Raw genomic sequence first — 16974 nt, 5'->3', positions numbered from 1 at the left:
GAAACGTTTCATCATTCCACCAAACCATCGACCGCCCGTGTTCAACGCCCTTGTGCGAACGCGCCAGGCCGCTGTTTGCGTTTCAAAACCATAAAATATTAAGACCCCATTTTGCCTATGCCTGCTTTCCCAAACCTGCGCCTGTGCGCTGCGCTGTTGCCGTTCGGCCTGATCAACTGTGCCCAGGCCGCACCTGCCTTTGACGCTGAATCACCGTGGATGCTGGGTGATTTCGGCGGCACTCGGACAGCGCTGTCTCAACAAGGCTACGACTTCAAATTCGACTACACCGGCGAAATGGGCAGCAACCTGCACGGCGGCTCGGATCACGACCGCACTGCGCGCTACAGCGACCAATTCGGCCTGGGCACGCACATGGATCTGCAGAAGATCCTCGGCTGGCACGACGCCGAGTTCCAGCTGACGGTGACCGAGCGCAGCGGCAACAACATCACCAATGACCGGGTCAACGATCCGCGTGTGGGCGGTTTTACCTCGTCCCAGGAAGTCTGGGGCCGTGGCCAGACCTGGCGCCTGACGCAGATGTGGTACCAGCAGAAATTCTTCGACCAAAAGCTCGACATCAAGGCCGGGCGCTTTGGCGAAGGTGAAGACTTCAACAGCTTCCCCTGCGACTTCCAGAACCTCGCATTCTGCGGCTCGCAGGTCGGTAACTGGGTTGGCAGCATCTGGTACAACTGGCCGGTGAGCCAGTGGGCGTTGCGGGTCAAATATCACCTGACGCCCGAGTTGTACGCCCAGGTCGGCGCCTACGAACAGAACCCGTCCAACCTCGATCGCGGCAACGGCTTCAAGCTCAGCGGCAGCGGCACCCAAGGCGCCCTGCTCCCGGTTGAGCTGGTGTGGACGCCTACGCTGAACGGCCTGCCCGGCGAATACCGCGCCGGCTACTACTACAGCAGCGCCAAGGCCAGCGATGTGTATAAAGACCGCAACGACCAGCCGGCAGCCCTCAGCGGCGAGGCCTATCGCAGCGCCTCCAGCAAGCACGGGGTGTGGCTGGGGGTGCAGCAGCAAGTCACCAGCCTGGCCAGCGACCATTCTCGGGGCTTGAACGTGTTCGCCAACGGCACGATGCACGACAAGAAAACCAACGCTGTGGATAACTACGTGCAAGCCGGCGTGGTCTACAAGGGCCTGTTCGACGCTCGCGCCAAGGACGATATCGGTTTCGCCGTGGCCCGGGTGCACGTCAACCCGGCCTACCGCAAGAATGCCGAGGCAAGCAACCAGGCCCACGCGGTATACGACTTCGATGACCCATCCTACCTGCCGATTCAACACACGGAATACAGCGCTGAGCTCTATTACGGCATCCATGTCACCCAGTGGCTGACGGTGCGCCCGAACCTGCAATACATCCGTCACCCCGGAGCCGTGGCCCAGGTGGATGACGCGCTCATCGGCGGGATCAAGCTGCAAAGCTCATTCTGACGTTGTAAGTAAATTCTGAAGAAAACGAATTAGCCCTGAACCAAGCCTGCGCCGGAACGTCATCTACAGTGAACTGTGCGCAATCAATTCAAAACGTAACGGAGAACCACACTATGAGCACTGATGGTGCTTCAAGTCCAAGTCGCCTGCTGCCCAGGCTGCTGGGGATCTTGCTGCTGATAATGGGCCTGGCCTTGTTGGCCGGGGGGATCAAGCTGAGCATGCTCGGCGGGTCGCTGTATTACCTGCTGGCCGGTCTCGGCATCACCGTCACAGGCCTGTTGCTGCTGGCAACACGCCGTGCGGCGCTGGGCTTGTACGCACTGGTGCTGTTTGCCAGCACCGTATGGGCGCTGTGGGAAGTCGGCCTGGACTGGTGGCAACTGGTACCGCGCCTGGCCCTGCTGTTTGCTCTCGGCATCGTCATGCTGCTCCCGTGGTTCCGCCGTCCGTTGCTGCGTGGCCAAGCCTCGCCGCTGGGCACTGGCGCGCTGAGCGTCGCGGTCGTACTGGCCGGCGCCGCTGCATTGGCCAGCCAATTCACCGACCCGGGCGCCATGGTCAAGAAAGGCCAGCTGGACCGCGATGCGGTACCGGGCATGGCCAGCACTGCGCCGGCCCAGGCTGATGGTGACTGGAACTCCTACGGCCGTTCGGCCTTCGGTGATCGTTACTCGCCACTCGCACAGATCACTCCGGAAAACGCCCACAAGCTGGTTCCAGCCTGGACCTTCCGTACTGGCGACATCCCTGGCCCAGGCGATCCCGGTGAAACCACCGCGGAAAACACCCCGCTGAAAGTCAACGGCATGCTCTACGTGTGCACGCCCCACAGCCAGGTGATTGCCCTGGACCCGGACACCGGCAAGGAAATCTGGCGTTTCGACCCGAAGATTAGCAGCGAAGGCGCTGCCAACTTCAAGGGTTGGGCGCACATGACCTGCCGTGGCGTGTCGTATCACGATGATGCCGTGTATGCCTCGGAACAGAGCCCGACTGGCAGCGCCAGCCCGGCCGCCGCGCCGAATGCCTGCCCGAAACGCATCTTCGTCCCTACCGCCGACACCCGTCTGATCGCCCTGAACGCCGACACCGGCAAGATGTGCGAAGACTTCGGTGACAAAGGCCAGATCGACTTGCGTGCCAACATCGGCACCTTCGCCCCGGGCGGTTACTACTCCACCTCGCCACCGGCCGTCACCAAGAACCTGGTGGTAATCGGCGGTCACGTGACCGACAACGTCTCCACCGACGAGCCTAGCGGCGTGATCCGTGCGTTCGACGTGCACACCGGCAAGCTGGTGTGGAACTGGGACAGCGGCAACCCGGACGACACCACCCCGTTGGCCGAGGGCAAGACTTACACCCGCAACTCGCCAAACATGTGGTCGATGTTCGCGGTGGACGAAAAACTCGGCATGCTCTACCTGCCGATGGGTAACCAGATGCCCGACCAGTACGGCGGCGACCGGACTCCGGACTCCGAGAAGTACAGCGCCGGCCTGACTGCCCTGGACATCGACAGCGGCCACGTGAAGTGGACCTTCCAGTTCACTCACCATGACCTGTGGGACATGGACGTGGGCGGCCAGCCTTCGCTGATCGACATCAAGACCGCTGACGGCGTGAAGCAAGCGGTGATGGCGTCGACCAAGCAAGGCAGCATCTACGTGATCGACCGCTCGAACGGTCAGCCTGTAGTGCCGATCAATGAAATCCCTGTACCGCAAGGCGCAGTGGCCGGCGATCACACCGCACCGACCCAACCGAAGTCCGACCTGAACTTCATGCCACCGCCCCTCAAGGAGCGTGACATGTGGGGCGTGACGCCGTTCGACCAGATGCTGTGCCGGATTGACTTCAAATCCATGCGCTACGACGGTCCGTTCACCCCGCCGTCGCTGCAGGGCTCGATCGTTTACCCAGGTAACTTCGGCGTGTTCGACTGGGGTGGCATTTCCGTCGACCCGGTTCGCCAGATCGCGTTCGTGAACCCAAGCTACATGGCGTTCAAATCGAAACTGATCCCGGCCGCCGACATTGCCAAGCAAGGCCCACGGGTCAGCGAAACCGAAGGCGTGCAGCCGAACAAAGGCGCGCCATACGGTGTGATCCTCGAAGCCATGCTGTCGCCACTGGGCCTGCCGTGCCAGGCGCCGGCGTGGGGTTATGTGGCCGCGGTCGACCTGACCAACCACCAGACCATCTGGATGCACAAGAACGGCACCGTGCGTGACAGCTCGCCGGTTCCGATTCCACTGACCATGGGCGTGCCAAGCCTGGGCGGGACTTTTACCACCGCCGGTGGCGTGTCCTTCCTCAGCGGTACCCTTGACCAGTACCTGCGTGCCTATGACGTGAAAAACGGCAAGCAGTTGTGGGAAGGCCGCCTGCCAGCAGGCGCGCAAACCACACCAATGACCTACACCGGCAAGGACGGCAAGCAGTACGTGCTGGTCATGGCCGGCGGTCATGGTTCCCTGGGCACCAAGCAGGGTGACTATGTGATGGCGTTCAAACTGCCGGATTAAGCAAAACCGGCAGTAAGAAAAAGGCGGCTACCTAAGTGGGTAGCCGCCTTTTTTTATGCGTGAAATAAAGCGATCCGATAGCGCCGATGTATTTAAAAGTTTACTCGGAAAAGTCCTATACCTCCCCAAAAGTCTTTCCCTCAACTTTGGCCCTGCGCCATCCGACGCTCACTGTCGCCAGTAAATCCCCAGCCAAACAAACGTTATCTATATGACGTGCTGTAACTAACATGGAGTTTTCATCATGACGGACCTCAACAGCGTTGAATCAATACCTGCAGTCCCGCATAGCCAGGCGCCCGGGATCCTGGCGCTTGAGCAACTCGACACACTCAGCCTGGAAAAACTTATTCGCGGAGAAATACTTGCCATCCGGGTACCTGACTACGCGAATGAACAAACCAGCGAAGTACTAAATAAACATATCAACGAAACGGCGACGCTCCAGGAATATAACCACGAGACCTATGAGCACGGAAAAGTTGTCCAGCATTTCTATGGTGTCCATCGCTGGGGAACACCGTTCAACTCCACCTACGGCAAGGCCGCAGATAGCTATTCGCAACAGAAATACTACGCAGACGCCACCCACATGCGCTGCGTGATCGATGACCTCTGTGCCCCGCGCAAACCACCCATCCATCTACTGATGGAGCATATCCGGCAGGTGTGGCCAGAAGGTGCGACAACCGCGGCGTTCCAGGGCCAGCCGATGTTCTGCGGCATTATCCGCGCCATGTTCCCGGAGACAGCCCACCTCTCCGAAACAGTCCCCCATGTCGATTGCCTGCCCTTGTCGATTGCCGAACTGGAACATCAATTCAGCGCGAATATTTACCTCGAAGTACCCCCTTCCGGAGGTGAACTGGTCATTTGGGATACCGAGGCGTTTACCTACGACGAGGTCATCCGTTTCGAAGGGGCGGAACTGCCCGAAGATCGTTTGCAAAAACCGCTGCGCATCCAGCCGCAGAAAAACGAACTGGTGATTATCAATACTCGCCGTCCCCATGCCATTTGCGGTTTCGATTCAGGCAAGCGCATCAGCATCCAGTCGTTTATCGGCTATACCACTGGCCAACCGTTTTACTTCTGGTGCTAACGCCTTTATTTCTCTTCCTGACGGACACCCTGATATGACACCTGAAGAATTCCGCCGACATGGCCACGCCATGATCGACCTGATTGCAGACTATCGACAAAACATTGAGCAACGCGGTGTGCAACCCACCACGGCCCCGGGCGAAATCAGGTCCGCATTGCCGGCCAGCCCGCCTGAGACAGCCGAACCGTTCGAACAGATCATGGGCGACGTCGAAACACTGATCATGCCCGGTCTGTTGCATTGGCAGCATCCAAGCTTCTTCGGGTTCTTCCCGTCGAATGTGGAACTGTCCTCCGTCCTCGGCGATTGCTTGAGTACCGGCCTGGGCGTGGTGGGATTGTCGTGGCAATCGAGCCCGGCCCTGACCGAAATCGAGGAAGTCACCACCGATTGGCTGCGCGACATGATCGGCCTGAGCGCCAACTGGAGCGGAGTGATCCAGGACTCGGCCTCGACTTCCACCCTGGTGGCGCTGATCAGCGCCCGCGAACGCAGCTCCCACTACGCGCTGATGCACGATGGCCTGCAAAACAGCGGCGCCCCCTTGATCGTCTACACCTCGGCCCACGCCCATAGTTCAGTGAACAAGGCCGCGATCCTGGCGGGGTTCGGCCAGAACAATATCCGTACCGTGGCAACCGACGAACACAATGCAATGTCACCGCATGCATTGGAGCGGGCAATCGAACAAGACCTGGCTGCCGGGAACAGACCCTGTGTGGTGATTGCGACCACCGGCACAACGGCAGCCATGGCCATCGACCCCCTGGAAGCCATCGGCGCCCTGACGCAACGCCACGGCCTGTGGTTACATGTCGACTCAGCCATGGCCGGGGCCGCGATGATCCTCCCGGAATGCCGCGCGCTGTGGCACGGCATCGAGAACGCCGACTCGCTGGTCCTCAACCCTCACAAATGGCTGGGGGCGGCGTTTGATTGCTCGGTGTACTTTGTACGCGACCCCGAGCACTTGATTCGCATCATGACCACCAACCCCAGCTATCTACAGTCCAAGGCTGACGGCCAGGTCAGGAACTACCGCGACTGGCGGATCTCCCTGGGCAGCCGGTTCCGCGCGCTGAAGCTGTGGTTCCTGATCCGCGAGCAAGGCGTCAGCGGCCTGCAGGCCCGGCTGCGGCGTGACCTGGCGAATGCCCGCTGGCTGGCAGAACAGATTGAAGGCAGCAAACACTGGAAACTGGTAGCCGCCGTCACCCTGCAAACCTTGTGCATTCGCCACGAGCCACCAGGCCTTGATGGTGAGGCGCTGGATAACTACACCCGGGCCTGGGCGGAAAAGCTCAACCATTCAGGCAGCGCCTACGTCACTCCCGCCGTGCTCGACGAGCGCTGGATGGTACGCGTGTCCATTGGCGCGCTGGGGACGGAGCGCCACCACGTCGAAGGCTTGTGGGAACGGTTGCAAAGCCTGGTCGATGCAACGGTGGAACACTGAAAGACCGGCGTCGGTGCAGCCACCGACGCCCTAGACCGGCACGCGCTCGCGGCGCATCCACATCTCAAACGCCATGGCATTCAACGGCCGGCTGATCAGATAGCCCTGGGCCGTGTCGCACTTCCAGAGCTTGAGCAGCTTGAGGCTGGGCTCGAACTCCACCCCTTCGGCCACCACCTTGAGCCCCAGGTTGTGGCTCATTTCGATGGTCGAGCGCACGATCACGCCGTCGCCGGAAGTGCTGTCGAGGTTGCGCACAAACGATTGGTCGATCTTCAATTCCTGCACCGGCAGGCGTTGCAGTTGCGCCAGGGATGAATAGCCGGTGCCGAAGTCATCCACCGACAGGCTGATGCCACAAGCGCGCAGTTGCTCCAGCACGCTGAGGGCCTGGGCCGGGTTGTGCATGATCGCGCTTTCGGTGATTTCGAAAATCAGTTGCCGGGCCGATACCCGGTAGTGCGCCAGCAACTCGGTCACCCGCAGGGCCAGGCCGTCATCGGCCAGGTCATCCACCGAGATGTTCACCGACAACTGCACCTCCAACCCGCGCACCGCCCACTCGGCCAGTTGGCGAATGGCTTCTTCGATCACCCACTGGGTCAGGCTGCCCATGCTGCCGGTGCGCTCGGCCAGGGGAATGAACTCGGCCGGCGACACCAGGCCCAGGATCGGGTGCTGCCAGCGCAACAGCGCTTCGGCCTGGCGCACATGGCCATGGTGCAGGTCGAGCTTGGGCTGGTAACACAGGTACAACTCGCCCTCCGTCGGCGCCCGGCGCAGGTCACGAATCAGGCTGATCTGGCGTTGATGGGCGAGGTCGCGGTCCTGCTGGTAGATCTGTAAGTAACCCGGGAACGCTGCCGCATCGTGGCGGGCAATCGCGGCGCGGCTGATCAGCTCTTCAACCTGCTGGCCGTCGGCCGGGTAGGCGGCGATGCCGATGCTCACTTCGTGGCGCAATTCATCGCCACCAATGCGCTGGGGTTCGGTGAGCAGCCCATACAAGCGGTCAGCCAGGGCCACCGCGCGGTCGATCGCAGTGTTTTCCAGCAGCAGCAAAAACTCGCTGCCGGTGATGCGCGCGGCGGTGTCGCTGGCCGACAGGCTCGACAGCAGGCAGCGGCTGGCTTCGCGGAGCATTTCTTCCACGCCTTCCGGGCCGTAGCCTTCGTTGATCACCCGGTAGTTTTCAATCCCCAGGTACAGCAACACCACGGGCCGGCCGGCGCTGATGGCGCTGCCCAGGCGCTCCATGGCCAGCGCGCGGTTAGGCAGGCCGGTGAGCGGGTCGTGCAAGGCGTTGTGGGCCAGTTGTCGCTCACGTACCGCGATCCCGGTTTGCATGGCGTTGAAGGCCTGGGCCAGCAGGCCGAATTCATCGTGGCTGCGCACCTGTACCGGTGTGCGGTAGTCACCGGCCCCGATGCGTTCGGCCGCCTGCACCAACGCATTGAGTGGGCGTGAAACCCGCCGCGCCAGAAACAACGCACCCGCGAGCGACACCAGCAGCACCACCAGGGCGATCGCGAGAAATTGCCGGTCCAGCGGCGCGAAGGATTCAAGGGCGTGGTCCAGCGGGCTTTGCAGCAGCACCCGGACCTCGCCACCGTCTGCCGTGTTGCCCAACGGCAGCACCTGGCTGAGATAGCGCTGGCCGTGGAACAGGTTCAATTGCGCCACCGGAGTGATGTACGCGCCCTGCAGGTCGCTGGCAATCGACGCCTGTAGCGCCTCGGGCTGAGTACTGAACAATTCGCCGGGCTGGCCATGCTGCGCGCTGATGAACGACACTTCCAGGTTGCTCATGGAGCGCAATTCACTGGCAAAGATTTCGTCCATGGGAAAGCCCATGGCGACACGGGCGATCGGTGCGGGGTCGACGACTTCCTGTTGCACCAGCAGGAAAGGCCGGCCATCCAGGGCCACGATCAACATTTGCAGGCCGCTGCGCCGGGCCTGGCGCAAGGCATCGTTATAGGGAAAGGCCTGGCCGGACGTCAGCGCCGGTAACGTGCTGACCATCACGCGGCCGTCGAGCCCCAGCACAAATACCTCGCTGGAACTCAGGCCGGTACCATGCCGGCGCAGGGTCGCGAGAATCGCGTCGGGTTCGCCATCGGCGACAGCCTGGCGAAACGGCAGGTCCGCCGTCAGCCAGTTCAAGCCGTATTGCAGGCGCCGGCCACGCAGGTCGAGCAGGCGTTCGAACACCTGGCTGCCGGTTTCCAGCTGCACCTGGGCCTGGTTTTCCACGGCGCGATTGGTGGCGGTCTTCACCGCGAAATACACCGCCGCCACGACCACCAGCAACAGCAGCGCCAGCACCCCGGCAATCCGGGTTTGAAACGTATGGCGCCACCTCATTCTGTTGCCCTCTGGCAGCGCCTGCCCCCTCCAGCCGAAACGTCCCTTCGTCATACGCGTCCCTCGCGATAGCTGAACCGGCGTCAAATAAATATCCTTTTTACAGGGATATTTGAATTATCCAGATTAGCTGCGCAAGAGAAGAAGTGCACCCAATAAATACGGGAGTTTATATGTCATTAATTTGGCGACAGGCTGCCGTTAAGACGTTCGCGCCCGCATGAAGTCCCCCCAACGCCGCACGAGATAGTTGTGCTCATCCATCACCGAGTTCCACACCGCGATATGCCCCATGCGCTGTTCATAGGAACCGCCGTCGCGCACGTCACCCACATCGATCAGCGGCAAGCCATCGCTGCCCAACAGCTCTTCCCGGGCGGGCAGCCCGGCGTACCAGTAGTCCCATTCGGCACTGCTCAGGTGATCACGGCTGCGAGCCGGGTTGCCGATGTAATAACCCTGGCGCGCCATCACCGCACCCGGCCAGCCGGACAGCCACCAGTTGAGGTAGGCATAGGCCGCATCCAGCACCGGGCCCTTGGCATGGCGCGACAGCGACAACCCGCCGAACCAGGCGCGATAGCCTTCACGGGGCACCGCCAGGCGGTATTTGACCCCGGCCCGATGCAGGCGCATCAGGGTCGGTGACCACAGGCTCTGGATATCGATGCTCGGGCTGAGCATCAGTTGCGCGGCTTCCTCGTCATCGGACCAGAACGCCGCGAAGTGGCCTTCCTTCTGTTTACGCACCAGGATATCGGCCAGTACATCGATCTCTTCGATGCTCATGTTGCCGATGTCCTTGAAGCTCGCGAGGCCCGCGCCTTGCACGGCCAGCGCCGCGTCCAGGGCGCCGATGGCGGCGTCGCTCTGCAACGCAGTGCGTGCGCCCCAGGCCGGGTCCAGCAACCAGCCCCAACTCTCGTTGCCGCGGTTGAACCCTTCGGGCAAGCGCTCGGGGCGGTAGGCGAAACTGTCGGCGTTGTGGGTCAGGGGCAGCATGCTGATGCGTTCGGTGACGGTGCTGCCGAGGCTGCCGTCGTGCTGCACGAAGAGGCGCTCGCTGGGCACACTGCCGCTGCCCAGACGGTCGTTGGCGGACAAGCGTCCGCGCTTGGGCAGGTCGTTGATCTCGTGCCACAGCGCGATGCGCCGGGTGTCGATCGGCTGGATCGCCCGCGCCGGCCACACGAAGTCGACGTTGTGAAACCACTGGTCGTAGAGGTCGTAGCTGTCAGGCTGCATCACCGCAATGCGCTGGGCCTGCTCGACATCATGCACCTGGTACACCAGGCGAATGCCCAGCTCTTTTTCCGCTCGCACACGCAAGGTTTCGAGCAAGGTCACCGAGGTGCCGAGGACGCGAAGCGTGATCATGCGGCGAACCTTCTGGAGAACACTTCAAAGGAGCGCCGCAGCAGAGCCGGGTCGAGCCCGCGCAGGATAAACACCAGGCGCGATTGCCGATCGGTCCCCGGCCAGGCAGGCAGGTGAACCGGGGCATGCAGGCAATGCTGCACGCCATGAATGACGATGGGAGCGTTACTGGCGTTCACGTTGAGCAGTCCTTTGACGCGAAGAATACGTTCGCCGTGGCATCTTAACAGCATCGATAACCAGACCCCGAAACCGACCCAATCCAGCGGCTGATCGAAGGTCAGGCAACAGACTTGCGCAGCGCCGTGGTTGGCGGCGGTGGTTTGATGGAGTTTCCAGCGGCGGACTTCTGCAACGGGCTCGGCACTGCGCAGGCCTTCGCCAAGCAGCAGTTGTTCACCGCTGTCGATATCGCAGGTATTGAGGATCGGCGTACCGGCGTTCAGTGCCTGCAAGTGCAAGCGCAACGGGCCACAGTCTTCGACGAGGTCGGTCTTGCTCAACAGCAGGCGATCGGCAGCGGCCACTTGCGCCAGCCATTCCGGGTGCAGGCGCTCTTGCAAAGCGGCGTGGCTGGCGTCCACCAGCGTCACCACCAGGCCGATATGAAAGCGCCCGCGCAGTTGCACGTCGTTGTTCAAGGTCGCGAGGATTGGCGCCGGGTCGGCCAGGCCGGTGGTTTCCAGGATCACCCGCTTGAAAGCCGGAATCTCACCCCGCTCACGACGCTGCAACAGGCCGAGCAAGGCGTCTTTCAACTCGCCGCGAATCGAACAGCACACGCAGCCGCTGGGCAGCAGCACCGTGTCCGGCGCGACTTCCTCCACCAGCAGGTGGTCGATGCCGACGTCGCCGAACTCATTGATCAGCAACGCCGTGTCGCCCAGGCTTTCACCTTGCAGCAGGCGCTTGAGCAAGGTGGTCTTGCCGCTGCCGAGGAAGCCGGTGATGACGTTTAGCGCGATGCTCATAGTTCTACCTCAATGATGCCCCTGCAGGAGTCCGGCTTGCCGGCGATGGCGATATCAAGGACGCCATCGCCGGCAAGCCGGGCTCCTACAGTTCCAGATGATCGAGCAGGCGCGGGTCCAACGGGTCCAGCGGTCGACCGAGCATGGTCTCTGCCGCCTGCCACAATTGATCCAGGCCGCTGGCCAGTTCCTGTTTGCCGGTGGCGCCCAGCAGCAGATAGGACGCGCCCTGGAAGTCTTCGACCTTGAGCCGGAACACCGCCAGCACCTGGTTGATCGCCGCGATGCGGCGCAGGCGTTCGCGTCGGCGCGGCAATTCATCGCCCAAGGGATCGCTCCAGTGCAGGTCTTCGCCCAACAGGCCGCAAAGTCCGCACATGCTTAATACCCGCTCATGGCATGACGTCGCCGGAGTTCGGGCCAAGGGTCTGGCCGACGAACAGATTGCCGCCCGGCTCGCTGGCCAGCAGCACGGCAGTCGGCGCGACTTCGTCCGCCAGGCCGAAACGACCCAGGGGCAACTCGGCGGCCTTGGCGCGTTTCCAGGTGTCGCTGATGCCGCCTACCAATGGCGTTTCGATAGGCCCGGGTGCGATAGCGTTGACCAGTACGTTGTCCTTGGCCACTTCCAGGGCCAGGGATTTAGTGAAGCCGATCACCCCGGCCTTGGCCGCCGCATAGTGCGTCAACTCGGCGCCGCCCTTGATCCCCAGTTGCGAGGCGACGTTGATGATCCGGCCCCAGCGCTGCGCGATCATGTGAGGCAAGGCGCGCTGGCTGGCGACGAACACGCTGGTGAGGTCGACGCGCAGCATGTCGTTCCACATGTCCAGGGTCAGGTCGACGCAACGGGCCTGGGTCAGCATGCCGGCGTTGTTGACCAGGATGTCGATGCCGCCGTAGTGGGTGACGCAGGCATCGACGCTGGCCCGGGCGCCGTCGACGGTGCCGACATCGGCAACGCACTCGAGGACTTCGGCGCCGAGGTTGCGGCAGGTGATGGCGGTTTCGGCGAGGGTGGCGGCATCGCGGTCGGCTAGCAACAGGTGCGCGCCTTCGACGGCGTAGGCACGGGCGATGGCGGCGCCGATGCCGCTGCCGGCACCAGTGATCACGGCACGGCGGTTAGCGAGTTGGGGCATGGTGAACTCCTGAAATAATCAAACGGCGAACGCGGTCAAAAATGTGGGAGCGGCGGTGCGACGATTCGACTTGCTCGCGAATGCGGTGGATCAGTTCCACATGTATTGGCTGGCACTCCGCTTTCGCGAGCAAGCCCGCTCCCACATTTGGAGCGAGTCCGGCTTAAAACTGGGGGTTAGTCCGGCCAGCGCACGGTCAAGCCACCATCAATCACGATGCTCTGCCCGGTCAGGTAGCTCGATTCCTCACTGGTCAAAAACCGCACCAGGGACGCCACTTCATCCGCCCGCCCGACCCGGCCCAACGGAATCGCCCGCGCCGCTTTCGCCAGCCCTTCCGGCCCGAGGGAGTTCTTCGCGTCCAGCGACTGGGGCGTTTCGATCAACCCCGGAATCACCGCGTTGCAACGAATCCCCAACGGCGCCAATTCCACCGCCAGCGACCGACACAACCCCGGCACACCGGCCTTGGCCGCCGCATAGTGCGCGTGCTCCTGCCAGCCATACACGCCACCGGCAATCGACGAAATCGCCACCAGCGCACCGCCTTCATGCATGTGCCGGGTTGCCGCCCGGAAGGTGCGCATCACCCCGGTCAGGTCGACGTTGAGCATCTCGTTCCACAGCTCGTCGGTCATTTCCAGCAGTGGCGCACGGCGTAACAATCCGGCGTTGGCCACCGCGTAATCGAGGCGACCGAAGTGCTGGACCGCCTGCGCCGCCAGGTTATCCACAGAGGTTGTATCGCCCACGTCCAGCGGCAACATCAGGCATTCACCGCCCGCCTCTTCCACCAGCGCAACTGTGTGATGCGGGTCATGGGGATCGGCCGGGTAATACCCGCCCACCACCGCCACGCCGCTGCGGGCATACGCCACCGCGAGGGCCTGGCCGATGCCGCTGGCGGCACCGGTAATCAATGCAACTTTACGACTCATCGAATCAACTCCTTACTGGACGGTTTCCGGACGCACATGGCGCGCGGCAAACATCAACGCACCGGAGAGGAAGCACGGCACTGCGCCAAACCACAGCGCAGCGGTCTGCCAGTCACTCCCGGCCGACAACACCTGGGTCGCGCCGAACCCGGCAACCACCGCACCAATCGGCCCCATGGCATGGATGATCGCGCCACCGGTAGCCCGGATGCTGGTGGGGAAACTTTCACTGATGAAAAACAGCGCCGCCGAGTACGGCCCGATCAGGAAGAACAGGCCCAGGCTGTACAGCCCCACCACCATCGCCATGTTGCTCGGGCCAAACAGCATCCCGGCAAACGACAGCCCGCCGAGCATCCAGCCCAGGCCGATGACATTGCGCCGGCCGATCTTGTCGCCCATCCAGCCGTGGCTGAGGTAGCCGCAGTAGCCCACCAGGTTCGACAGCACGAGGATGATCAGCGAGTTCTCGAACGAGATGTGGTGCACGCTGACGATCACCGACGTACCCAGCACGCTGAACACCTGGATCGCCGCCCAGTTGAGCAGCAGCGCCGCACCGATCACCAGGGTTGCACGGCGGGCCGGGCCACGGAATGCGGCCTTGAGGCCGGCCTTGCTGTGTTCGTCATAGTCCACGCCGTAGGTCACGGCGACGTTTTGCGCCTCTTTCACCGCGCCGCTTTTACGCAGCTCGCTGATGCGCTGGTGAATCTGGAACTGCGGGCTTTCCTTGAGCTTGCGCGCCATGACCGCGATCACAATCGCCGGGATCGCCGCAAACACGAAGCACCCCTGCCAGCCAATCACCGGCAGCAACAGCGCGGTCAAACCCGCCGCGATCAACGCGCCCACCGGCCAGCCGCCCTGCACCAGGCTGTAGATAAAGCCGCGACGCTTGGCCAGTTTTGGATCATCCGAAGCGGCGTACAGTTCGCTCAGGTAAGTCGCGTTGACGGTTTCCTCGGCATACCCCAGGCCGCCCAGCGAACGGATCAGGATCAGCGACGACTTGCCCCACGCACCACCAATGGCGGTGAGCGCCGAGCAGATCGCCGAACCGGCCACGGTGAAAATAATCCCTTTGCGCCGACCCAGTTTGTCCACGATCGGACCGATGGCCAGCGCGACCACGGCGGTGCCTACCGCCACCCATGTCGCAATCTCCGCCTGCTCCACTTCACCCCAGTTAAAGTGCCGCCCGATTTCCGGCAGCAAGGTGCCGAAAAGGATGAAGTCATACACCGCAAACACCCAGGCGAAAAACGCGATCCAGGTGGCGAAACGCACTTCCTTGGGCGTCAGTTGCCGGGGTTTCCAGCCAGTCAGATCAAGCTTGTTGTAGATAGACATGAATCGCGCCTCGGGAGGTTGGCCAGGGTTTAGGTACGGGTGTCAGGTACGCGGTTGGCGGCGGATAAAGTCATCGGCGATTTCGTCGAAGGTGACGAAGCGCACGCCGGCATGGCTCTGGATGTGTTCGATCAGCCGCTCAAGCATCAGCAGCACTTGCGGGCGGCCGGACACGTCGGGGTGGATGGTCATGGTGAACACCGCGTGTTCGTGCTCGCGGTAGACCCAGTCGAACTGGTCGCGCCACATTTCTTCGAGGTGACGCGGGTTGACGAAGCCATGGCTGTTCGGGGCTTTCTTGATGAACATCATCGGCGGCAGGTCGTCGAGGTACCAGTTGGCCGGGATCTCCACCAGGTCGGTTTCTTCGCCGCGCACCAGGGGTTTCATCCAGGTGTCGGGGTGCTGGCTGTAGTCGATCTTGGTCCAGGTGTCGCCCTTGCGCACGTAGTACGGGTGGAAGTCGTTGTGCATCAGGCTGTGGTCGTACTTGATGCCTTTTTTCAGCAGCAGTTCGTTGGTGACCTTACTGAATTCCCACCACGGCGCGACGTAGCCGGTGGGGCGTTTGCCGGTGACCTGGGTGATCAGCTCGATGGACTTGTCGAGGACGATTTCTTCCTGCTCGGCCGTCATCGCAATCGGGTTTTCGTGGCTGTAGCCGTGCACACCGATTTCGTGACCGGCGTCGGCCACCGCCTTCATCTGCTCGGGGAAGGTTTCCATCGAGTGGCCGGGAATAAACCAGGTGGTGCGCAGGCCGTAGCGCTCGAACAATTTGAGCAGGCGTGGCGCACCGATTTCACCGGCGAACAGGCCGCGGGAAATGTCGTCCGGGGAATCTTCGCCGCCATAGGAACCGAGCCAGCCGGCGACCGCGTCGACGTCGACGCCAAATGCACAGAGGATGTCTTTAGCCATGATGTGTCTCCTTAAAAAGTGAGTGCGGTTTCTACTGACAGCGCGGCCCGAAGCAGGCGCGCGTCTTCGCCGCTGGGGGCGCTGAGCAACAGGCCGGTGGGCAGGCCCAGGGCATCACGGCCGCTGGGCAGGCTGACGCCGGGCATGTCCAGCAGGCTGCCGGGCATGGTCAGGCGCAGGGTGGCGAGATTGGTGCTGACGAACAGCTCAAAGTCGGCTTCCAACGGCGCCAGGGCCGGGGCCACATGGGCCACGGTGGGGGTGATGAGGATCGCGCCGTCGAGTTCGTCGACAAGCTGCTGTTGCAGGCAGCGACGGGCGTCGTACAGCGCCAGCAGTTGGCTGGCCGGCAGTGTGCGGGCCGCTTCAAGGCGACGGCGAACGCGGGGGTCGAGTTGCTCGGCATCAGGGCTGTCGAGCAGGGCTTCGTGGAGGGCGAAGGCTTCGAAGGCGCCGAGCCAGCCCTGGTGCTGGATCAGGTCGAGGGTGGCCTGGAAGGTCTTCGAGGGGCGTACCTCAATCAGTGCGCCATCTGCCTTCAATCGGTCCACACAACGTTGCAGGTTGTCGCGCACCGCAGGTTCAACCCGTGCGTCTTCCAGCACACTTTGCTCGACCCAGAACCGCTGGCCATTGAGGCTGCGGGGCGGGCGGGGCGGGCGCTGCTCGCGACCATTGAGCAGGTCGTCGATGGCCAGTGCATCGCGCACGCTGCGGGTCAGCGGGCCGAGGCTGTCGAGGGTGTGAGCCAGCGGAAAAACGCCGTCGCGGCTGTAGCGCCGGCAACTGCTGCGATACCCCACCACGCCATTCAGCGCAGCCGGAATACGGATGGAGCCGGCGGTGTCGGTGCCCATGGCGATCGGCACGATGCCGGCCGCCACCGCGACTGCCGAACCCGACGACGAACCGCCGGGAATCCGCGGTTGGTCGACGCTGCTCGGGTTGTGCGGCGTGCCGAAATGCGGGTTCAGGCCCAGGCCGGAATAGGCCAGCTCGCTGAGGTTGGTCTTGCCGACGCTGACCATTCCGGCGCGGCACAACAGGCCCACACTTGGCGCGTCCAGCAAGGCGGCCGGCGCATTACGGCGATAGGCCGCGCCCGCCGTGGTAATGCTGCCGGCCACATCGAACAGATCTTTCCAGGCCAGTGGCACCCCGTCGAACACGCTCAACGGCTGGCCGGCACGCCAACGGGCAGCCGACGCTTCGGCCTCACGGCGGGCGCGCTCGGCGGTCAGGGAGACGAACACGCCGGGGGCCATGCTCGCGTGGGCAAGTGCCTGTTCCAGGACCTGCACCGGGTCGCTGCGACCGCTGGCGAAATCCTCGGCCATTGAAGTGGCGTCTGACATAGG

General features: G+C 62.7%; 13 protein-coding genes. 4 read left to right on the top strand and 9 right to left on the bottom strand.

Features of this window, described 5'->3' with window-relative positions; genetic code table 11:
* Positions 1–117: 117 nt before the first annotated feature.
* The 4 genes from C0058_RS05265 (at position 118) to C0058_RS05250 (ending at position 6547) form a co-directional block, all read left to right on the top strand.
* Complete coding sequence (locus C0058_RS05265; RefSeq protein ID WP_102368167.1) at positions 118–1455, top strand: carbohydrate porin; 1338 nt, start codon at positions 118–120, stop codon at positions 1453–1455.
* A 113-nt stretch (positions 1456–1568) separates the two neighbouring features.
* Positions 1569–3986 carry a glucose/quinate/shikimate family membrane-bound PQQ-dependent dehydrogenase gene (locus C0058_RS05260; protein WP_008438499.1) on the top strand — a complete coding sequence of 806 codons (2418 nt, stop codon included), beginning with the start codon at positions 1569–1571 and terminating at the stop codon, positions 3984–3986.
* 244 nt (positions 3987–4230) lie between these two features.
* Positions 4231–5088 (top strand): 2OG-Fe(II) oxygenase, encoded by an 858-nt coding sequence (locus C0058_RS05255; protein WP_102368166.1) that lies wholly within the window; start codon positions 4231–4233, stop codon positions 5086–5088.
* 34 nt (positions 5089–5122) lie between these two features.
* Complete coding sequence (locus C0058_RS05250) at positions 5123–6547, top strand: pyridoxal-dependent decarboxylase (protein WP_008438501.1); 1425 nt, start codon at positions 5123–5125, stop codon at positions 6545–6547.
* Between the two features lie 30 nt (positions 6548–6577).
* On the opposite strand, the gene C0058_RS05245 is transcribed toward C0058_RS05250, so the two are convergent.
* The 9 genes from C0058_RS05245 to C0058_RS05205 all read right to left on the bottom strand — a co-directional run bounded on the left by C0058_RS05245 (position 6578) and on the right by C0058_RS05205 (position 16971).
* The gene (locus tag C0058_RS05245; protein ID WP_102368165.1) at positions 6578–8914 is read right to left on the bottom strand and encodes a bifunctional diguanylate cyclase/phosphodiesterase; all 2337 of its coding nucleotides are present in this window, start codon (positions 8912–8914) and stop codon (positions 6578–6580) included.
* Positions 8915–9115: 201 nt separating this feature from the next.
* Positions 9116–10291: a PotD/PotF family extracellular solute-binding protein gene (locus C0058_RS05240; protein ID WP_102368164.1), complete on the bottom strand. Its 1176-nt coding sequence runs from the start codon at positions 10289–10291 to the stop codon at positions 9116–9118.
* A complete protein-coding gene (locus C0058_RS05235; protein ID WP_102368163.1) occupies positions 10288–11262 on the bottom strand; it encodes a GTP-binding protein in 975 nt (324 codons plus the stop codon). Before C0058_RS05235 ends, C0058_RS05240 begins: the two co-directional genes overlap by 4 nt.
* A gap of 85 nt (positions 11263–11347) precedes the next feature.
* The gene (locus C0058_RS05230) at positions 11348–11641 is read right to left on the bottom strand and encodes a hypothetical protein (protein WP_003210398.1); all 294 of its coding nucleotides are present in this window, start codon (positions 11639–11641) and stop codon (positions 11348–11350) included.
* A 13-nt stretch (positions 11642–11654) separates the two neighbouring features.
* Complete coding sequence (locus C0058_RS05225; RefSeq protein WP_102368162.1) at positions 11655–12404, bottom strand: SDR family NAD(P)-dependent oxidoreductase; 750 nt, start codon at positions 12402–12404, stop codon at positions 11655–11657.
* A gap of 176 nt (positions 12405–12580) precedes the next feature.
* Positions 12581–13342 (bottom strand): SDR family NAD(P)-dependent oxidoreductase, encoded by a 762-nt coding sequence (locus tag C0058_RS05220; RefSeq protein WP_003210402.1) that lies wholly within the window; start codon positions 13340–13342, stop codon positions 12581–12583.
* A 12-nt stretch (positions 13343–13354) separates the two neighbouring features.
* The gene (locus C0058_RS05215; RefSeq protein ID WP_003210404.1) at positions 13355–14695 is read right to left on the bottom strand and encodes an MFS transporter; all 1341 of its coding nucleotides are present in this window, start codon (positions 14693–14695) and stop codon (positions 13355–13357) included.
* 42 nt (positions 14696–14737) lie between these two features.
* Positions 14738–15616 (bottom strand): polysaccharide deacetylase, encoded by an 879-nt coding sequence (locus tag C0058_RS05210; protein WP_003210406.1) that lies wholly within the window; start codon positions 15614–15616, stop codon positions 14738–14740.
* 11 nt (positions 15617–15627) lie between these two features.
* Positions 15628–16971, bottom strand: coding sequence for an amidase (locus C0058_RS05205; RefSeq protein ID WP_102368161.1), 1344 nt, complete (start codon positions 16969–16971; stop codon positions 15628–15630).
* Positions 16972–16974: the final 3 nt, after the last annotated feature.

Source organism: Pseudomonas sp. NC02 (genome assembly GCF_002874965.1).
In the GTDB taxonomy this organism is placed as follows: domain Bacteria; phylum Pseudomonadota; class Gammaproteobacteria; order Pseudomonadales; family Pseudomonadaceae; genus Aquipseudomonas.
Note: the sequence above shows the minus strand (reverse complement) of the source record. Positions and strands in the feature narration are given on the sequence as shown.